The following is a 14,482-nucleotide window of genomic DNA, read 5'->3' on the forward strand; positions in this document are numbered from 1 at the left end:
AAGATGCAAGCCTTCTACATCGATCGCCCCGGGGACGGCGGCCAGCGCTTTTGCATCTACTACCCGGCCCAGGGCGGCCGCGCGCGCGGGCAGATCCTGCATCTGCATCCCTTCGCTGAAGAGCTCAACAAGACGCGGCGGATGAGTGCGCTGCAGGCCCGGGCCTTTGCAGCCGCCGGATTTGATGTGCTGCAGATCGACCTGCTGGGCTGCGGAGATAGCTCGGGCGATTTCGGCGACGCCAGTTGGCAGGCTTGGATCGATGATGGCTTGGCCGGCATCGAATGGCTGCGCCTTCAGGCTGACCCTTCAACGCCGCTTTGCTTGTGGGGCCTGCGGGCCGGTAGCCTGCTCGCAGTTGAACTGGCTCGTCGCCTGAGTGAACCGGCCGATTTGCTGCTGATGCAGGCTCCGGCGAGCGGCAAGGTGCTGCTACAGCAGTTTCTGCGGCTCAAGCTGGCCGCTGGGCTGATGGACGGCGACAACAAAGGCTTAATGACGGCACTGCGCCAATCGCTGGCCGCCGGCGAAACGGTGGAGATCGCCGGTTACCGCCTGTCTGGCGCTCTGGCCCAGGGCCTGGAGGCGGCAACGATGCTGCCGCCGACTTGGTGCGATGGCGCCCCCCGTCTGGCCTGGCTGGAACTTAGCGGCCAGCTCGGTGCCGAGCTGACGCCGGTCGCGTCTCAGACCCTGGCGCGCTGGCAGCAAGCGGGCTATCGGATCGACGCGCGCTGCGTGCTCGGCCCAGCGTTCTGGCAGACCAGCGAGATCGAGATCGCCCCGCAGCTCATTGAGGCAGCGACCGCAATGCTCGGGCAGTCCCTGCCGCAACCGACCGCGACACCACCATGAGCGTGCGAGAACAAGCTCTGCATTTCAGCTGCGCCGGCGACGCGCTGCTGGGCGTTGTCAGCAGCCCGGCGGCGCCCGTGGCGAGCTCCGGCGTCGGCGTACTCATCGTCGTTGGCGGCCCTCAGTACCGGGCCGGCAGCCACCGTCAGTTCGTGTTGCTGGCCCGTGCTTTGGCCGCGCAGGGGCATGCCTGCCTACGTTTCGATTACCGAGGGATGGGTGACAGCAGCGGTGAGGCGAGGGACTTCGAGGGGGTCGAGGCGGACATTGACGCTGCGATCGTGGCCTTGCGCGCCCATTCGCCGGCGATACAACGGATCGTGCTGTGGGGGCTGTGTGACGGTGCCTCGGCCATCCTCTTGTATCTGCGCTCGCGGGCAGTGCGGACCGACGTGCACGGGCTGTGCTTGGTCAATCCGTGGGTGCGCTCAGTCGAAACCCTGGCACGGGCGCGGGTGAAGCACTACTACCGCGAGCGGCTGATGCAGCGCAGCTTTTGGCTGAAGCTGCTGCGTGGCGGTGTCGCGACACAGGCGGTTCGCGGACTGCTTGCGAATCTGCGACAAGCAAGGACGGCGCCGGCCCCGACAGACAGACAGGAACGGTTGTCATTTCCCAATGCCATGGCCCAGGCCTGGAAGAGCTTCGATGGCCCGGTGCTGCTGCTGCTCAGCGGTCAGGACCTAACCGCCAAGGAATTCATCGACACGGCTGCAACAGCGCCCGCCTGGGCGGGCGTGCTGAACGGCCCGAACATCACCCGAGAGGATCTGCCCCTGGCCGACCACACTTTCTCGGAGAACGCACATCGCCGGCAGCTCGAGCAGATCTGCCTCGACTGGCTGAGCAGCCATGCCCTGACAGAGCACGCTAGGAGAAGGCCATCATGAACGGAAATCGACGCTTCGCCCTGCAGCTACTGAGTGTGCTATGCGGCACCAGTATCAGCCTGGCTGCCGGGGCTCAAACCGCCACGCTGTGCGGCGATTTGGCCAATGCCTTCGGCCCGCATGACTATAGGAAGGAAGCGGGCAATCCGGACGCGAAGAGGAGCACGACCAATCCACTGTTCCTGGTCGAGAGCGCGCATTTCCGGCCCGAGATGGAGGCCCTGATCAGAGGCCGTACGCCCGGCAGCGAGGTCGGACCCGAGCTGGATTACACGCTGCGCGCATTTCCGAACCACCATCGCGCGCTGCTGGCCATGACGCGCCTGGCCGAAAAGCAGAAGATCGACCAGCCCAGAGGTGCGCGCTACAGCGTCGATTGCTGGTTCGAGCGTGCGATCCGGTTCCAAGCCGATGACGGCATTGTTCGCATGCTTTATGCCAACTACTTGGGCAGCAAGGGCCGACGCGACGATGCTATCAAACAGCTCGAAGCCGCCACGCAACTGGCCAAGGACAATCCCTTCAGCCACTACAACATCGGCATGATCTATGCCGATATGCAGATCTTCGACCGGGCACTGGCGCAGGCCCACCGTGCTAGCGAGCTGGGCATGCTGCGCACCGAACTGAAGGACCGCCTGATTGCAGCCGGTCATTGGCGCGACCCGGCTGCCGCTGCTGCTGCCAGTGCGCCAACGGCCAGTGGAGCGGGACAATGAGCATTTCCGCGCCCGGCGTGCTGAGTTCGCACGCGTCGACCGGAGCACCCGCCCGGCCCATCCCGCGCCTGCCAGTGCTGAGCTGGCAGTCGTTCTCGGGCCAGCGGCGGGCTCCACTGCCATGCCTGCTCGAACAGCCGGGACTGCGTTTGAGCACCAGCGGCCGTGCGTCTATCCTGCTGGCCGTCGAACTGCTGGGCCTGAAGCCGGGCGACAAGGTTCTGGTGCCTACCTACCACTGCCCGACGATGATCGCCCCCATAGTGGCGCTGAACGTCGAGCCGGTTTTCTACCCGATTGGCGCCCATGGCGGCGCGCAGATCGAGTGGCTGGAAAGCCAGCCGTTGGAAGGCGTTCGGGCTCTGCTCGCGGCCCATTACTTTGGCCTGCCTCAGCCGATGCAGGCCTTGCGTCGCTGGTGCGACCAGCACGGTATCGCGCTGATCGAAGACTGTGCCCATGCGCTGTTCGGCGTTAGCGGTAGCCGGCCCGTCGGACGCTGGGGTGATATCGCCATCGGCAGCCTGACCAAGTTCCTGCCCGTACCCGAAGGCGGCTGCCTGCAGGTCAACATCAGCAATGACCTCAAGCTGATGCTACAGCAGCCCTCACTGCTGCAGCAGATCAAGGCCGCCGCTGACATCGTCCATGTGGCGGCTAGTCACGGCCGCCTGACCGGGCTGAATTCACTGTTGCTGGGCGTATTCTCCCTGCGGCATCTGGTGAAGCGCCGCAGCAGAGCGCCGCTCGTGATCCCGACACCCGCAGGCGAAGTTGCGCCCGCTGCGGACGGTTTCACGCTGGACCCGCTGCTGTCGCATCGCGCGCTGACCTGGGCCTCGGCCTGGGTGACCCGCAGCACACCGAGGGCACGTATTGTCGAGCGCCGCCGTCATCACTTCGCCCACCTGATACGACTGCTCGGCGGCCATCAAGGTCTGCGACCGCTGCACACCGACCTGCCCGACGGCGCCGCGCCCTATGTCTTTCCTCTTTGGGTCGATCACCCCGACCCAGGCTATGCCAAGCTGCGCCAAATGGGCATCCCAGTATCGCGCTGGGACCGTCTGTGGCCGGGCCTGCCGACGATTGACGCCGATGTCGGACCAACCTGGGCCCACCATGTGTTGCAACTGGCCTGTCATCAAGACCTCAGCGATGAAGAGGTCCGGGCCATTGCAGCTACCGTGATCGAGCTTTACGCCACGGACAAGCCGGCGTGATGAAGCGGCTTCTGATGATTGCTTACCACTTCCCGCCGCTGGCGGGTAGCAGCGGCATCCAGCGCAGCCTGCGCTTTGCCCAGCAGCTGCCCCGCCACGGCTGGCAGCCTGCTGTGCTGAGCGTCAATACGCGGGCCTATGAACACACGGGTACTGATCTACTTACCGAGCTCCCGGCCAATCTCGAAGTGGTGCGGGCCTTTGCACTGGATGCCAGCCGCCACCTGGCCATCGCCGGGCGTTACCCCGGCTGGCTGGCGCGGCCGGACCGCTGGCTGAGCTGGCTGCTCGGCGCGGTGCCTGCCGGCATGGCGATGATCCGACGCCATCGACCGGCCGCGATCTGGAGCACATACCCGATAGCGAGCGCCCATCTACTAGGCTACAGCTTGGCGCGACTGAGCGGCCTGCCCTGGGTAGCCGACTTCCGCGATCCGATGGCCCACGACGGCTACCCAGCCGATGCCAGGACCTGGCAGAGCTTCTTGAGCGTCGAGAAGAAGGTGTTTTCGCAGGCCTCCCGGGCGGTCTTCTCAACGCCAGGCGCAGCCCGCTTGTACCGACAGCGCTACCCGAGGCAGGCTGAGCGAATCCGGGTGATCGAGAACGGATATGACGAAGACACCTTCCAGCGTGCATCGGATCTGCCGCACGGCGCCGCATTGAATCCCGGTAGCCTGACCCTGCTGCACAGCGGCATCGTCTATCCCCAATGGCGCAATCCAAGCGGGCTGTTCGAGGCACTGCAGCGCCTGCTGAGCGTCGGTGCCATCCGACCAGAGACGCTGCGGCTGCGCTTTCGTGCGCCGGTTCATGATCGCTGGCTGGCCGATCTGGCCGAGCGCTACGGCTTGGGCTTCATGGTTGAGATCCTGCCGCCTTTGCCCTATGTCGAAGCCCTGACGGAAATGCTGGCTGCTGACGCCTTGCTGGCCCTGCAGTCGGCCGACTGCAATGATCAGGTGCCGGCCAAGGTCTACGAATACCTGCGTGCGCGCAAAGCGATTCTGGGATTGACCGACCCTCAGGGCGACACCGCCGGCATCCTGCGCACCGCCGCGGTGGGCCCGATATGCGCGCTGGAAGCCCCTTCGGAGCAGATTGCCGAGGCCTTGCTGGCACTGGTCGCGGACCTGCACAGTGGCGCTTCGCCCATGATCAACGACAGCCTGGTCGGTGCGGCCTCGCGTGAGGCACGGACCGCGACCTTGGCCGGACTCCTGAACGAAATGACCGCCGCTGCAGGTTCGTCCCGCAGCCTCATCCCGAACACATCAAAGCCATGAGCTGGACTCTTCATCCGATCGCCGATTTCCCGAGGCATGCCGCCCGCTGGGATCAACTGACACAGTCGCTCGGGCACGCGGTCTTTCTCGAGTCGGCCTTTTTGCTCCCGTTGCTGCAGGAGTTCGGCGCTGAGCAGGAACTCCTGCTCGCGCTGCAAGCAGAAGACGATGGCAAATCGTTGCGCGCCGGCGCGATCGTGCGCCGCTGTGGGGCAGGCCGGTGGGAGGTCTTCCAACCGTCGCAACTGCCATTGGGTAGTTGGATGATCAAGGACTCTGGGCATTCGCTGGAGCAACAGGCTAAGGCCCTGCTGTCCGCGCTGCCCGGCTATGCCTTGAGTCTGGGCCTTCCTCAGCTTGATTCGCTGCTACTACCCCGCCCTGCCAACAGCGCCAGCCTGAGGACACAGGACTATATCGAGACCGCCTGGGTCGATGTTGACGGTGGCTTCGACGCCTATTGGGAGTCGCGGGGCAAGAACCTGCGCCAAAACAGCAAGAAGCAGCGCAACAAGCTGGCCGCCGAAGGGCTGCAAACCCAGCTGGAGTGCATCAGCGAACCGGCAGCGGTGGCCCAGGCCATCGCCGACTACGGTGCGCTGGAGAGTGCGGGCTGGAAGGCGGCCGACGGCACGGCCATTCATCCAGATAATGCCCAGGGCCGCTTCTACCGCAAGATGCTCGAGAACTTCTGCGCACAAGGGCGCGGCCGCATCTACCGCTATCGATTCGGCGACAAGGTCGTGTCGATGGACCTGTGCATCGAGAGCGGGCCCGTCATCGTGATCCTGAAGACGGCCTATGACGAAAGCTACCGGACCGTGTCGCCGTCGACGCTGATGCGTCAGGAGCAGTTCCAGCAGCTGTTTGAGCAGGCCCGCCACCGACGCATTGAGTTCTACGGCAAAGTCATGGAGTGGCACACCCGCTGGACCGACAAGGCCCGGCCGATCTACCACGCCACCTGCTACCGCTGGCCGCTGGTCGGCACCGTACATGCCCAGCTGGCGCGTCACCGTCAGCGCCTGGCAGCGCGCCGGCAGCCGGCTCTGGCCGATGCGCCGACAGGCGACAAGGAGTGAACCCGATGGCCCACCCGAAGATCGCTGTCATCATTCCGTTCTTCCAGCGTAAGACCGGCGTCCTTGCCCGCTCGCTGGCCTCGATCGCCGCGCAGGCCTACCCATCTGAGAGCCTGTATGTGCTGGTTGTCGACGACGGCTCGCCCTGCCCGGCTGTGCAAGAACTGCGCGACCATCCTCCAGCGGCAAGCCTGCGCATCACGGTGCTGCACCAGGCCAACGCCGGTCCCAACGAGGCCCGCAATACCGCGTTGGCAGGCCTGGAACCCGACACTGATCTGGTCGCCTACCTGGACTCCGATGACGAATGGATCGGCGACCACCTGGCCCGGGCCGTGCGGGCACTGAACGCGGGTTACAGCGCATATTTCGCCAATCTGTTTCACCTCGGCGACTCGACCAACGAGTTCGACAAGGCTAAACGCGTCCGCCATGAGGACCATCCTAGCGTCGCCGATGACCCCAGCCTGCGCGCCTACCAGGGCGATATGGTCCATCAGATCGCCACGGCCAACATCATCTTCATGCCATCCTTGGTAATACGGGTCGACGCGCTGGGGAAGGCCCGCTTTCCGTTGGCGCATCGCCATGGTGGCGGTGACTATCTGTACTGGATGGATTTGATACGCCACGGTGCACGCTTCGTCTACTCTACCGAGCCCGAGGTGCGCTGCGGCCAGGGCATCAATATGTGGTACGGCAGCGGCTGGGGTACGGACGGCCTTGCAATGCGCATCGTCGACGAGGCGCGTTTCCGTCGCAAAGTGCTGGAACAGCATGCGCGTACCGAGGACACCAAACGCAGCTTGCGGCAGCGCTTGGCCGAGCTGCAGAGCGGCATGCTGCAGGATGTGGTTCACCGCCTGCGTCACCGCAAGCCGGTGCGTTGGCAAACGGTGCGGCTGTTCTACCACGAGAACCCATTGAGTCTGGCGGCGCTCAAGCAGCTCTTCAGCATTCTTCGCGCCAAGCTGATGGGCGGCAAGGCATGAGCCTGACCGCCCGAGGCGCCCTGCTCTGGTCTTTTGCCGAGCGCTACGCCAGCCTGATTGTTTCACTGGCCAGCACCATGATCTTGGCCCGCCTGCTAACACCGGCCCAGATTGGCGTGTTCTCCCTGTGCGCGGCAGCGGTAACGATCGCCGGGATCCTGCGCGACTTCGGGGTCAGCGAGTACTTGATCCAGGAGAAGGAACTGGATCACGAAAAGCTTCGCAATGCCTTTGGTGTCGCCCTAGTCATTGGATGGAGCGTGGGCGCACTGATTTTTCTCGTCCGCGACCCGCTGGCGGCTTACTACCGAGAGCCGGTGGTGCGCGAGGTGCTGGGCGTGCTGACACTGAATTTCCTGTTGCTGCCTTTCGCTTCGCCCGCCTTTGCCGTGCTGTCGAGGGAAATGCACTTCCGCACCATCTTCTACATCCAGACCGTCTGCAACGCCGCGCAGGCCGTGGTCGCTGTGAGCTTGGCTTACCATGGCTTTGGCACCATGGCCCTTGCCTGGGCGCCCGTGGCCAGCATTGCCCTGCAGATCGTCATCACTACCTTCTTGCGCCCGCAGCAGGTGCTGATTTGGCCTAGTCTCTTGCAGGCGAGACGCATCTTCAAGTATGGCGGTACCTTTGCGTTGACGAGGGTCATCGAAACCCTCTCGCGCAACGTGCATGAGTTCCTAATCGCCCGCTACCAGGGCTTTGCCGCCGTCGGTCTGTTCAGTCGCTCGCTAGGCCTGCTCGATCTCTTCTACAACAACTTCACCGCAGCCATCCTACGCGTCAGCACACCGCTGATGTCGGAAGACCGGCGCGAAGGCCGTTCAATCCCGAAGCGCTATGCCGAGACCACTGTGTTGATCTCCGGCCTGGCTTGGCCCATGCTCAGTTTCCTGGCGCTGTTCGCCAGCGACATCATCGCTGCCCTCTTCGGACCGCAGTGGCTGGCCGCGGCAACGGTGGCCTCCGTGCTGGCTTGCGGCAGCATGCTGGGCTACTTCACCACGCTGGGGCCTAGCACCCTGGTAGCCATCGGGCAGATCAAGGTGCGCCTGCGCCTTACCTTGATCGTCGCCGTCTGGCATGTCTGCGCCGTTGTGCTAGCGGCACCGCATGGCTTGATGGCTGTGGCCATGGCCTTTGCTAGCGGCTCGCTGCTCGGCCCGACGTTGTATGCCCGCACCCTGCCGCAGTTGCTTGGCTGCACGCGCGCCGAGTTATTCCGCGGCATGAGTCGCAGCGTCTGGCTAGGTCTTGGCTGCGCCGCGTTCTTCGCATTGTTGGGTCTGCTGCTTCACCGGGTCGAAATGCTGCCGCTGCTGCGTCTGACTGTTGCCGTCCCAGTGGGTGCTGCCATCTGGCTGCTGCTCGCCCGCACGCTGCACCATCCGGTCCTTGGATACCTGCCGCTTCCAGCACCTCTGAAGCGAATGCTGAGCTGACAACCGGGAGCCCACCATGCTTGAGCGCTTGAAGCAGCACTACTGGGTCGTCATGCGGCGGCGAAACCTGCTGCGCTGGAGCCGCTCGCTGGCCGCCGATCCGTCCGCAAGCCCGGGCTGCACCGCGCTCTTCGTCACGGAGGAATTCTTCCATGCCGAGCTGCGAGGCTTCGGTGGCTTCGGCAAAGCAGCAAGCAGTGTGGCTCAGCATTTCAACAAGCGACCGGAGTTGGGGGCCTGCTTCGCCGCTACGCTGGCCCAGGCCTCGACAACAGTCACCCGGGTCGAACGCCGTGACTACCACGACACCCCGGTGGTGCTGCGGCCCTCGCAGGGTGATGTCATCCAGAACCTGCGACTGCAGCGCGAACTGCTGCTTCAACTGGGTCCGCGTGTGCTGCTCAGCGTCGACTGGCACCCCTCCTACCTCAATGTGGTCCTGGCCTTGCCGCATACGCCGCTGCTGATCTGGATTCGCGACCCGCGCGACGAGGCCGCCTGGCAACGCATCGCCGGTGTGCCGGGCGAGAAGGAAAGCCGCAGACTGAACGGGCAAAGCGAACTCTTGGCCCTGGCGGAGCAGAAGCGCCATGCAATGCGCCGCTTGCTGGCCGAGTCACGTCGGACCGGCCGCAAGGTCGTGTTCTGCGCCAAGGCGCCTTGGATCGTGCCCCGCGCGGCCAACACCTACGGTCTGCCAGACCTGCAGGCGCACCATCTGCCTACACCGGTTGCGACGCCACAACTCGACGACATCGATTCCCACCGCAGCGCGCGCCCAAGCCTGCTCTTCCTCGGTCGACTGGACCCAGTGAAACGACCCTGGATCGCGTTCGCGCTGGCGGCTCGCCATCCGGAATTGGATGTTCTGGTGGCCGGCCAGGCGCACCAGCCAGAGCTGCTGGCCCCGTGGCTGTCACGCTATGGCTCGCTGCCAAACCTGAAGCTGCTGGGGCACGTGGAAGGTGCCGAGAAGGACAGCTTGCTGCGCAGCTGCTGGGCCTTGCTCAATACCAGTGTGCACGAAACCGAGCCGATCAGCTTCATGGAAGCCTTTTCTTACGGCAAGCCGGTCATCGCCTGCCATGCTGAAGACGAGGAGGTGCGGCGCTTTGGCATCTTCGGCGGTCCGCTGCTCGGCGACGGGCTGGACCCAGCCTCGCAACAACGCCTGGATCAGGCGGTACGCACATTGCTCGATGACCAGGCCCAGGCTCATGCGAGAGGCTCGGCTGCGCGCGCCTTCATCATGCAGGAACACTCACATGGTGCCTTCCTGGGTGCGCTGCGTCGAATATGCGATCTGGAGGGTATTGCGTTGTGACCCGCGCCTATGACCTACACCTCCCCGTCATCATCCGGCGCTGCTCCGATGACTTCGTCCATCCTGGGGATGGCGGTCGCGCTGTTGCCCGCGCGGCATGATGCTCATACCCAATCGCCAGCTATATATGCTCAAGTCCGTCGCCTATGTCATTCGCTCTTTCCCGGAGCCGAGCGAGACATTTATCGCTGAAGAAGCCGCATCATTGATACGTGCGGGTATCCAGCCCTGCATCATTCATTTAAAGGACGGTAGCGCGGCCGTCGTGCATCCAGCGGCGCAAACCTTGCTCCAAATGGCGCCACGTCTGCTCGTGCCCGCCGCAAGCGCCTTTTCGGCGGTCAAGAACCTCTGTCGGTGGATGACTGTCGCCCCCATCAGAACGTTGCGAACGCTCGGCCAAGCACTGCGCCACCCCAACCGATGGTGCTACTTCCAGGCGCTCGGACCTGCATGGTGGAGCCGGCAACAAGGTGTGCAGTTCTTGCACGCGCACTTCGCCGATGTGAACTTCCAGTACGCGGCCTGCATCTCGGCTTGGAGCGGCATCCCCTTCGGCGTCACCACCCACGGCTACGACCTTCGCGAGGATCCGCTTGGTTACGACGGCGCCAGTGAGCTCTACCGGAAGGCCGACGCCATTGTGACCATCAGCGAGTACAACCGCCGCTATATGGTTCAGCGCTACGGCCTGCCGCAGGCCAAGATCAGCGTCGTCCACTGCGGTGTCGACGTCGAGCGCTTCGCTCTTTTCGCGCGCTCGGCGCCGCCCGCAGGTGCGCCGCTGCGCCTACTCAATGTGGGCCGGCTGGCGCCAGAGAAGGGGCAGGATCTGCTGCTGCACGCGCTTGCCCGACTGCGGCAGCAGGGGCTGCAGCTGCATCTGGACATCGTCGGTGGCGGCGAGCTGGAGCAGGCACTGAAAGCACTCGCTGATCAGCTGGGCCTGGCGGGCTTCATCACCTTTCACGGCGTGCAGCCCGAGCAGGTGATCAGACAGCTGCATCAGCGCGCTGATCTATTCGTGCTGCCTTCGCGGGCCGAGGGGTTGCCGGTCGCTTGCATCGAGGCGATGGCCATGGGCACGGTCAGCATCGCCAGCCGTATCACCGGCATTCCGGAGCTGATCGATCATGGCGTCAGTGGCCTGCTCGTCGAGGCCGGAGATGCGGTCGCGCTGGCTGAGGCGATAGCCACACTGCAGGCCGATCCAGCCATGGCGCAGCGCTTGCGACTGGGCGGGCGGGCGACCGTGCTGGCGGGCTTTGATCGCGCCAAGTGCACGCAGCAGCTCATCGGCGTTTGGAGCCAGCAAATCTCATCGCATTAACTCACCTCGAGGCCCAGGCGAACGCGGGGCCTCAGGGCAACACATGAAAGCACGCTCCACATGCGGCAACTGATCAAGAGACTGAAGAACTGGCGCTGGGACCGGCAAAAGGAGCAGGCGATGCGTGACTGGGCACAGTCACGCCACCAGCGCCAGGCCGAAGCCACCGAAGATCAGCCTCGGCACCTTGTCTTCCTGTGCGAGGAGTTCTTCCATCCAGATTTGCGCGGCTATGGTGGCTTTGGCAAAACGGTCAAGAACATCGCTGACCACTACAACGGTAAGGCAGGAGACGACACCCGGGTCGTGCTGGCCTACCCCAAGGTCTCCGACCTGGTTACCGTCCCTGAGGTGAGGACCTACCACCAGACCAGCGTCGTGCTGCGCCCTGATGAGCCCCGACCCGCCATCGCGACCCTCGATGCCTATGCCGACCTGATCGCGGGCCTGAAGCCACGCGTGCTCATCTCCATCGACTGGTATCCTAGCTACGCCGTCCCGAGCTATGGGCTGAATGCGACGCCGCTGATCATCTGGATCCATGATCCTCGCGACCAGGAGGAGTGGGAGAAGATCGCCGAGGTTGCCGATGAAATGCACTTCCAGGGGCTGCAGTCATCCGAGCAGTTGATCGCTCGTGCGCGCGAGAAGAGCGTATCGATCAAGCGCCTGTTCGAGCTCCAGCAACTGCTGCCGCGCAAGATCGTTTTCGCCACCACGGCTCGGACCCTGCTTCCCCGTGCCGAGCGTACCTATGCGATGAAGCCGGTATCCGCCTACTGGCTGCCCAATCCGATTGAGATCCCGGAGGTCGACGACATAGAGTTCTCGGAACACCCCAGCCTCCTGTATCTCGGTCGACTCGACGCAGTCAAGCGCCCCTGGATTGCGTTCGAGCTGGCCAAACGCCATCCGGACATTGACTTCCTGATCGCCGGTCAGGCCCATAACGTCGAGCTGATGGCTCCTTGGATTGAGCGCTACAAACACCTGCCGAACCTGAAGCTGCTCGGCCATGTCGACGGCCCGGCCAAAGACAGGTTGCTGCGCAGTTGCTGGGGCGTGCTGAATACCAGCGTGCACGAGGCCGAGCCGGTCAGCTTTCTCGAGGCATTCTCTTACGGCAAGTGCGTGGTGTCCTGCCACGACCCAGACTTCGAGGTGACGAACTTCGGCTACTTCACTGGCGAGGTTCGTGGCGAGGGGCTGGACGAGGAAGCGCTCAGCCGGTTCGATAAGCAGATCAGAAACATCGTCGCCGACCCGAAGCAAAGGCTCGAGAAAGGCCGGCGCGGCCGTGAGGAGATGATGAAGAACCACACCTTTGCCAGCTTCAGGAGCCACCTGCAGACCATTCTGGAGACAGAAGGCCTCTGATCGCCATGCAGGTCCTACGCAACGACATCCAGGCATTGCGCGGCTTGGCCGTGCTGGTGGTGCTGCTGTACCACGTACAGATCGGCGGCGTGGACGCCGGCTATCTGGGTGTCGACATCTTCTTCGTGATCTCTGGCTATCTGATCACGACGCTGGTTGCTACGGGCATTCAGCGCGGTGACTTCCGGCTGGCGGACTTCTATCTGCGGCGAGCCAAGCGTCTGCTGCCGGCCGCCTATCTGACGATCCTACTCACCGCCTTGCTGGCCCCCTGGTTCCTCAATCGCCAGGAGCTACATGACTTCTCGCTGCAGGTACTGGGCTCGGTCAGTTTCACCGCCAATATGGTGCTGTGGCAGCAGACCGGTTACTTCGAGGGCGCGAGCGACCTCAAGCCGCTGCTGCATATGTGGTCGCTGTCGCTTGAGGAGCAGTACTACATGCTGCTGCCTGCCGCACTACTGCTACTCCGCCGGGCCTGGTGGAAGCCGGCCGTGCTGGTCGCATTGCTGATCAGCCTCGGGCTGTGCGTGCTCGGCGCCGAATATAAGCCGGTCGCCACCTTCTATCTGCTGCCCACACGCGCCTGGGAGTTGCTGATCGGATCGATAGCGGCCCTGCTGGTCACCGGTCATGCCCATCCCGACCGCCTCGCCACTGCGCCCTTGCTGCGCTTGTTGTTCTATCCTGCCCTTCTGACCCTGCTGGTCCTACCCTTCTATCCCCTGCAGGCAGACCATCCCGGCCCGGCCGCATTGGTGATCTGTCTTGCGACTCTGCTGGTGATATTGCGGCGCCACGCCGGCATTGAGCAACTGCGGCTGACCCGCGGCTTCGCGCGCATCGGCGATATGTCCTATTCGCTGTACCTGGTTCACTGGCCTATCGTGGCACTGATCAAGAATGCCTGGGTAGGCCTCGATGGCGCCTTGCCGCTGTCACTGCGGCTCACCGCCCTGCTGCTGGCATTCGCCGCAGCCTATCCGATGTACCGCTTCGTCGAAGACCCACTGCGGCGCGCTCAGCTGCGTTGGACGGCGGGGGCGCTGGCGAAGACGGTGGTGATCTCGCTGCTACTGGTGCTGATCGCCCCGCTGAGCTTGTTCGCGACGCGATCCACGGTCGACTTCCAGCAGATACGCAAGATCAACTTCGGGCTTGATGCCGCCTGCGACCAAAGTACGCCCTATACCGTCAAGCCCGAGTGCAGCAGCGCACCCAATCCCAAGATTCTGGTCTGGGGGGACTCCTACGCAATGCACCTGCTGCCAGGCCTGCTGGCGTTGCCGGAGCTGGGTGGTGTGGCCCAAGCGACAAAGACCTCCTGCGGCCCAGTACTCGGCATTGGTCCGCAACGCTTGATCAACAGCCGGCCCGGGCCTGTCTATGACCGCAACTGGGCGCTGCAATGCCTGGAGTTCAACCAGGCCGTCATTGAGGCAGTCCGCACTAGCGAGTCGATCAAGACCGTGGTCTTGTCGAGTCCACTGTTGCAGTACGTCGACGGGGCCAGATGGACCCATCTGGTGCGCGGAGAAACCGGCATCGCCGCGGTCTCACCGACACCGACCCTGGCAGCCAAGGCGCTGCTTGCAACCGTCGCTGAACTGCGAGCTGCAGGCAAGGAGGTCGTACTGGTCGCCCCACCGCCCAGCGCGGACTTCAATATCGGTGCCTGTCTGGAACGTCGCTTGAGCGGGCGCATTGCGCTAGGCGGCTATGAGGGATGTGAAGTGCCACTGGCCATCTACCGCGACAAGCGCGCGGCCGTGATCGAGCTGCTCGATGCCGTCGAGCTCGCCGGGCTTGAGGTCATACGAATCGACAGGTTTCTGTGTGGCGAGCAAAGCTGCAAGACACAGATCGACGGTACGATCATTTACCGTGACTCGGGTCACCTCTCCCATGAGGGATCACGCTTGCTGGCCAGGCAGATGAACTGGGCGCAACACATCAAATAAG

Annotated in this window: 12 protein-coding genes; all 12 read left to right on the plus strand. The window is 63.9% G+C overall.

The window, feature by feature from the left end; all coding sequences use genetic code 11:
- The first annotated feature begins 3 nt into the window (after window positions 1-3).
- The 12 genes from OOZ63_RS24525 to OOZ63_RS24580 all read left to right on the plus strand — a co-directional run bounded on the left by OOZ63_RS24525 (window position 4) and on the right by OOZ63_RS24580 (window position 14,481).
- A complete protein-coding gene (locus OOZ63_RS24525) occupies window positions 4-855 on the plus strand; it encodes a hydrolase 2, exosortase A system-associated (protein ID WP_266008277.1) in 852 nt (283 codons plus the stop codon).
- A complete protein-coding gene (locus OOZ63_RS24530) occupies window positions 852-1,745 on the plus strand; it encodes a hydrolase 1, exosortase A system-associated (RefSeq protein WP_266008278.1) in 894 nt (297 codons plus the stop codon). Before OOZ63_RS24525 ends, OOZ63_RS24530 begins: the two co-directional genes overlap by 4 nt.
- Complete coding sequence (locus OOZ63_RS24535; RefSeq protein ID WP_266008279.1) at window positions 1,742-2,464, plus strand: ABC transporter permease; 723 nt, start codon at window positions 1,742-1,744, stop codon at window positions 2,462-2,464. The genes OOZ63_RS24530 and OOZ63_RS24535 overlap by 4 nt, the downstream gene beginning before the upstream one ends.
- The gene (locus OOZ63_RS24540; RefSeq protein WP_266008280.1) at window positions 2,461-3,687 is read left to right on the plus strand and encodes a DegT/DnrJ/EryC1/StrS family aminotransferase; all 1,227 of its coding nucleotides are present in this window, start codon (window positions 2,461-2,463) and stop codon (window positions 3,685-3,687) included. Before OOZ63_RS24535 ends, OOZ63_RS24540 begins: the two co-directional genes overlap by 4 nt.
- Window positions 3,687-4,973 (plus strand): glycosyltransferase, encoded by a 1,287-nt coding sequence (locus OOZ63_RS24545; protein WP_266008281.1) that lies wholly within the window; start codon window positions 3,687-3,689, stop codon window positions 4,971-4,973. Before OOZ63_RS24540 ends, OOZ63_RS24545 begins: the two co-directional genes overlap by 1 nt.
- Window positions 4,970-6,055: a GNAT family N-acetyltransferase gene (locus OOZ63_RS24550; protein ID WP_266008282.1), complete on the plus strand. Its 1,086-nt coding sequence runs from the start codon at window positions 4,970-4,972 to the stop codon at window positions 6,053-6,055. The genes OOZ63_RS24545 and OOZ63_RS24550 overlap by 4 nt, the downstream gene beginning before the upstream one ends.
- Window positions 6,056-6,060: 5 nt before the next feature.
- A complete protein-coding gene (locus tag OOZ63_RS24555; protein ID WP_266008283.1) occupies window positions 6,061-7,047 on the plus strand; it encodes a glycosyltransferase family A protein in 987 nt (328 codons plus the stop codon).
- Complete coding sequence (locus tag OOZ63_RS24560) at window positions 7,044-8,489, plus strand: lipopolysaccharide biosynthesis protein (RefSeq protein WP_266008285.1); 1,446 nt, start codon at window positions 7,044-7,046, stop codon at window positions 8,487-8,489. Before OOZ63_RS24555 ends, OOZ63_RS24560 begins: the two co-directional genes overlap by 4 nt.
- A 16-nt stretch (window positions 8,490-8,505) precedes the next feature.
- On the plus strand, window positions 8,506-9,813 hold the full coding sequence (locus OOZ63_RS24565; RefSeq protein ID WP_266008286.1) for a glycosyltransferase family 4 protein: 1,308 nt from the start codon (window positions 8,506-8,508) through the stop codon (window positions 9,811-9,813).
- A 127-nt stretch (window positions 9,814-9,940) separates the two neighbouring features.
- Window positions 9,941-11,143, plus strand: coding sequence for a glycosyltransferase family 4 protein (locus OOZ63_RS24570; RefSeq protein ID WP_266008287.1), 1,203 nt, complete (start codon window positions 9,941-9,943; stop codon window positions 11,141-11,143).
- Between the two features lie 60 nt (window positions 11,144-11,203).
- On the plus strand, window positions 11,204-12,520 hold the full coding sequence (locus tag OOZ63_RS24575) for a glycosyltransferase family 4 protein (protein WP_266008289.1): 1,317 nt from the start codon (window positions 11,204-11,206) through the stop codon (window positions 12,518-12,520).
- A 5-nt stretch (window positions 12,521-12,525) separates the two neighbouring features.
- On the plus strand, window positions 12,526-14,481 hold the full coding sequence (locus OOZ63_RS24580; protein WP_266008291.1) for an acyltransferase family protein: 1,956 nt from the start codon (window positions 12,526-12,528) through the stop codon (window positions 14,479-14,481).
- Window position 14,482: the final 1 nt, after the last annotated feature.

Source organism: Paucibacter sp. PLA-PC-4 (genome assembly GCF_026241155.1).
GTDB lineage: Bacteria > Pseudomonadota > Gammaproteobacteria > Burkholderiales > Burkholderiaceae_C > Roseateles_E.

What these genes read in the sequence shown, in the direction of transcription:
- OOZ63_RS24525 (WP_266008277.1), top strand. Translation starts at nt 4, where the DNA reads ATGCAAGCCTTCTACATCGATCGCCCCGGGGACGGCGGCCAGCGCTTT.
- OOZ63_RS24530 (WP_266008278.1), top strand. Translation starts at nt 852, where the DNA reads ATGAGCGTGCGAGAACAAGCTCTGCATTTCAGCTGCGCCGGCGACGCG.
- OOZ63_RS24535 (WP_266008279.1), top strand. Translation starts at nt 1,742, where the DNA reads ATGAACGGAAATCGACGCTTCGCCCTGCAGCTACTGAGTGTGCTATGC.
- OOZ63_RS24540 (WP_266008280.1), top strand. Translation starts at nt 2,461, where the DNA reads ATGAGCATTTCCGCGCCCGGCGTGCTGAGTTCGCACGCGTCGACCGGA.
- OOZ63_RS24545 (WP_266008281.1), top strand. Translation starts at nt 3,687, where the DNA reads ATGAAGCGGCTTCTGATGATTGCTTACCACTTCCCGCCGCTGGCGGGT.
- OOZ63_RS24550 (WP_266008282.1), top strand. Translation starts at nt 4,970, where the DNA reads ATGAGCTGGACTCTTCATCCGATCGCCGATTTCCCGAGGCATGCCGCC.
- OOZ63_RS24555 (WP_266008283.1), top strand. Translation starts at nt 6,061, where the DNA reads ATGGCCCACCCGAAGATCGCTGTCATCATTCCGTTCTTCCAGCGTAAG.
- OOZ63_RS24560 (WP_266008285.1), top strand. Translation starts at nt 7,044, where the DNA reads ATGAGCCTGACCGCCCGAGGCGCCCTGCTCTGGTCTTTTGCCGAGCGC.
- OOZ63_RS24565 (WP_266008286.1), top strand. Translation starts at nt 8,506, where the DNA reads ATGCTTGAGCGCTTGAAGCAGCACTACTGGGTCGTCATGCGGCGGCGA.
- OOZ63_RS24570 (WP_266008287.1), top strand. Translation starts at nt 9,941, where the DNA reads ATGCTCAAGTCCGTCGCCTATGTCATTCGCTCTTTCCCGGAGCCGAGC.
- OOZ63_RS24575 (WP_266008289.1), top strand. Translation starts at nt 11,204, where the DNA reads ATGCGGCAACTGATCAAGAGACTGAAGAACTGGCGCTGGGACCGGCAA.
- OOZ63_RS24580 (WP_266008291.1), top strand. Translation starts at nt 12,526, where the DNA reads ATGCAGGTCCTACGCAACGACATCCAGGCATTGCGCGGCTTGGCCGTG.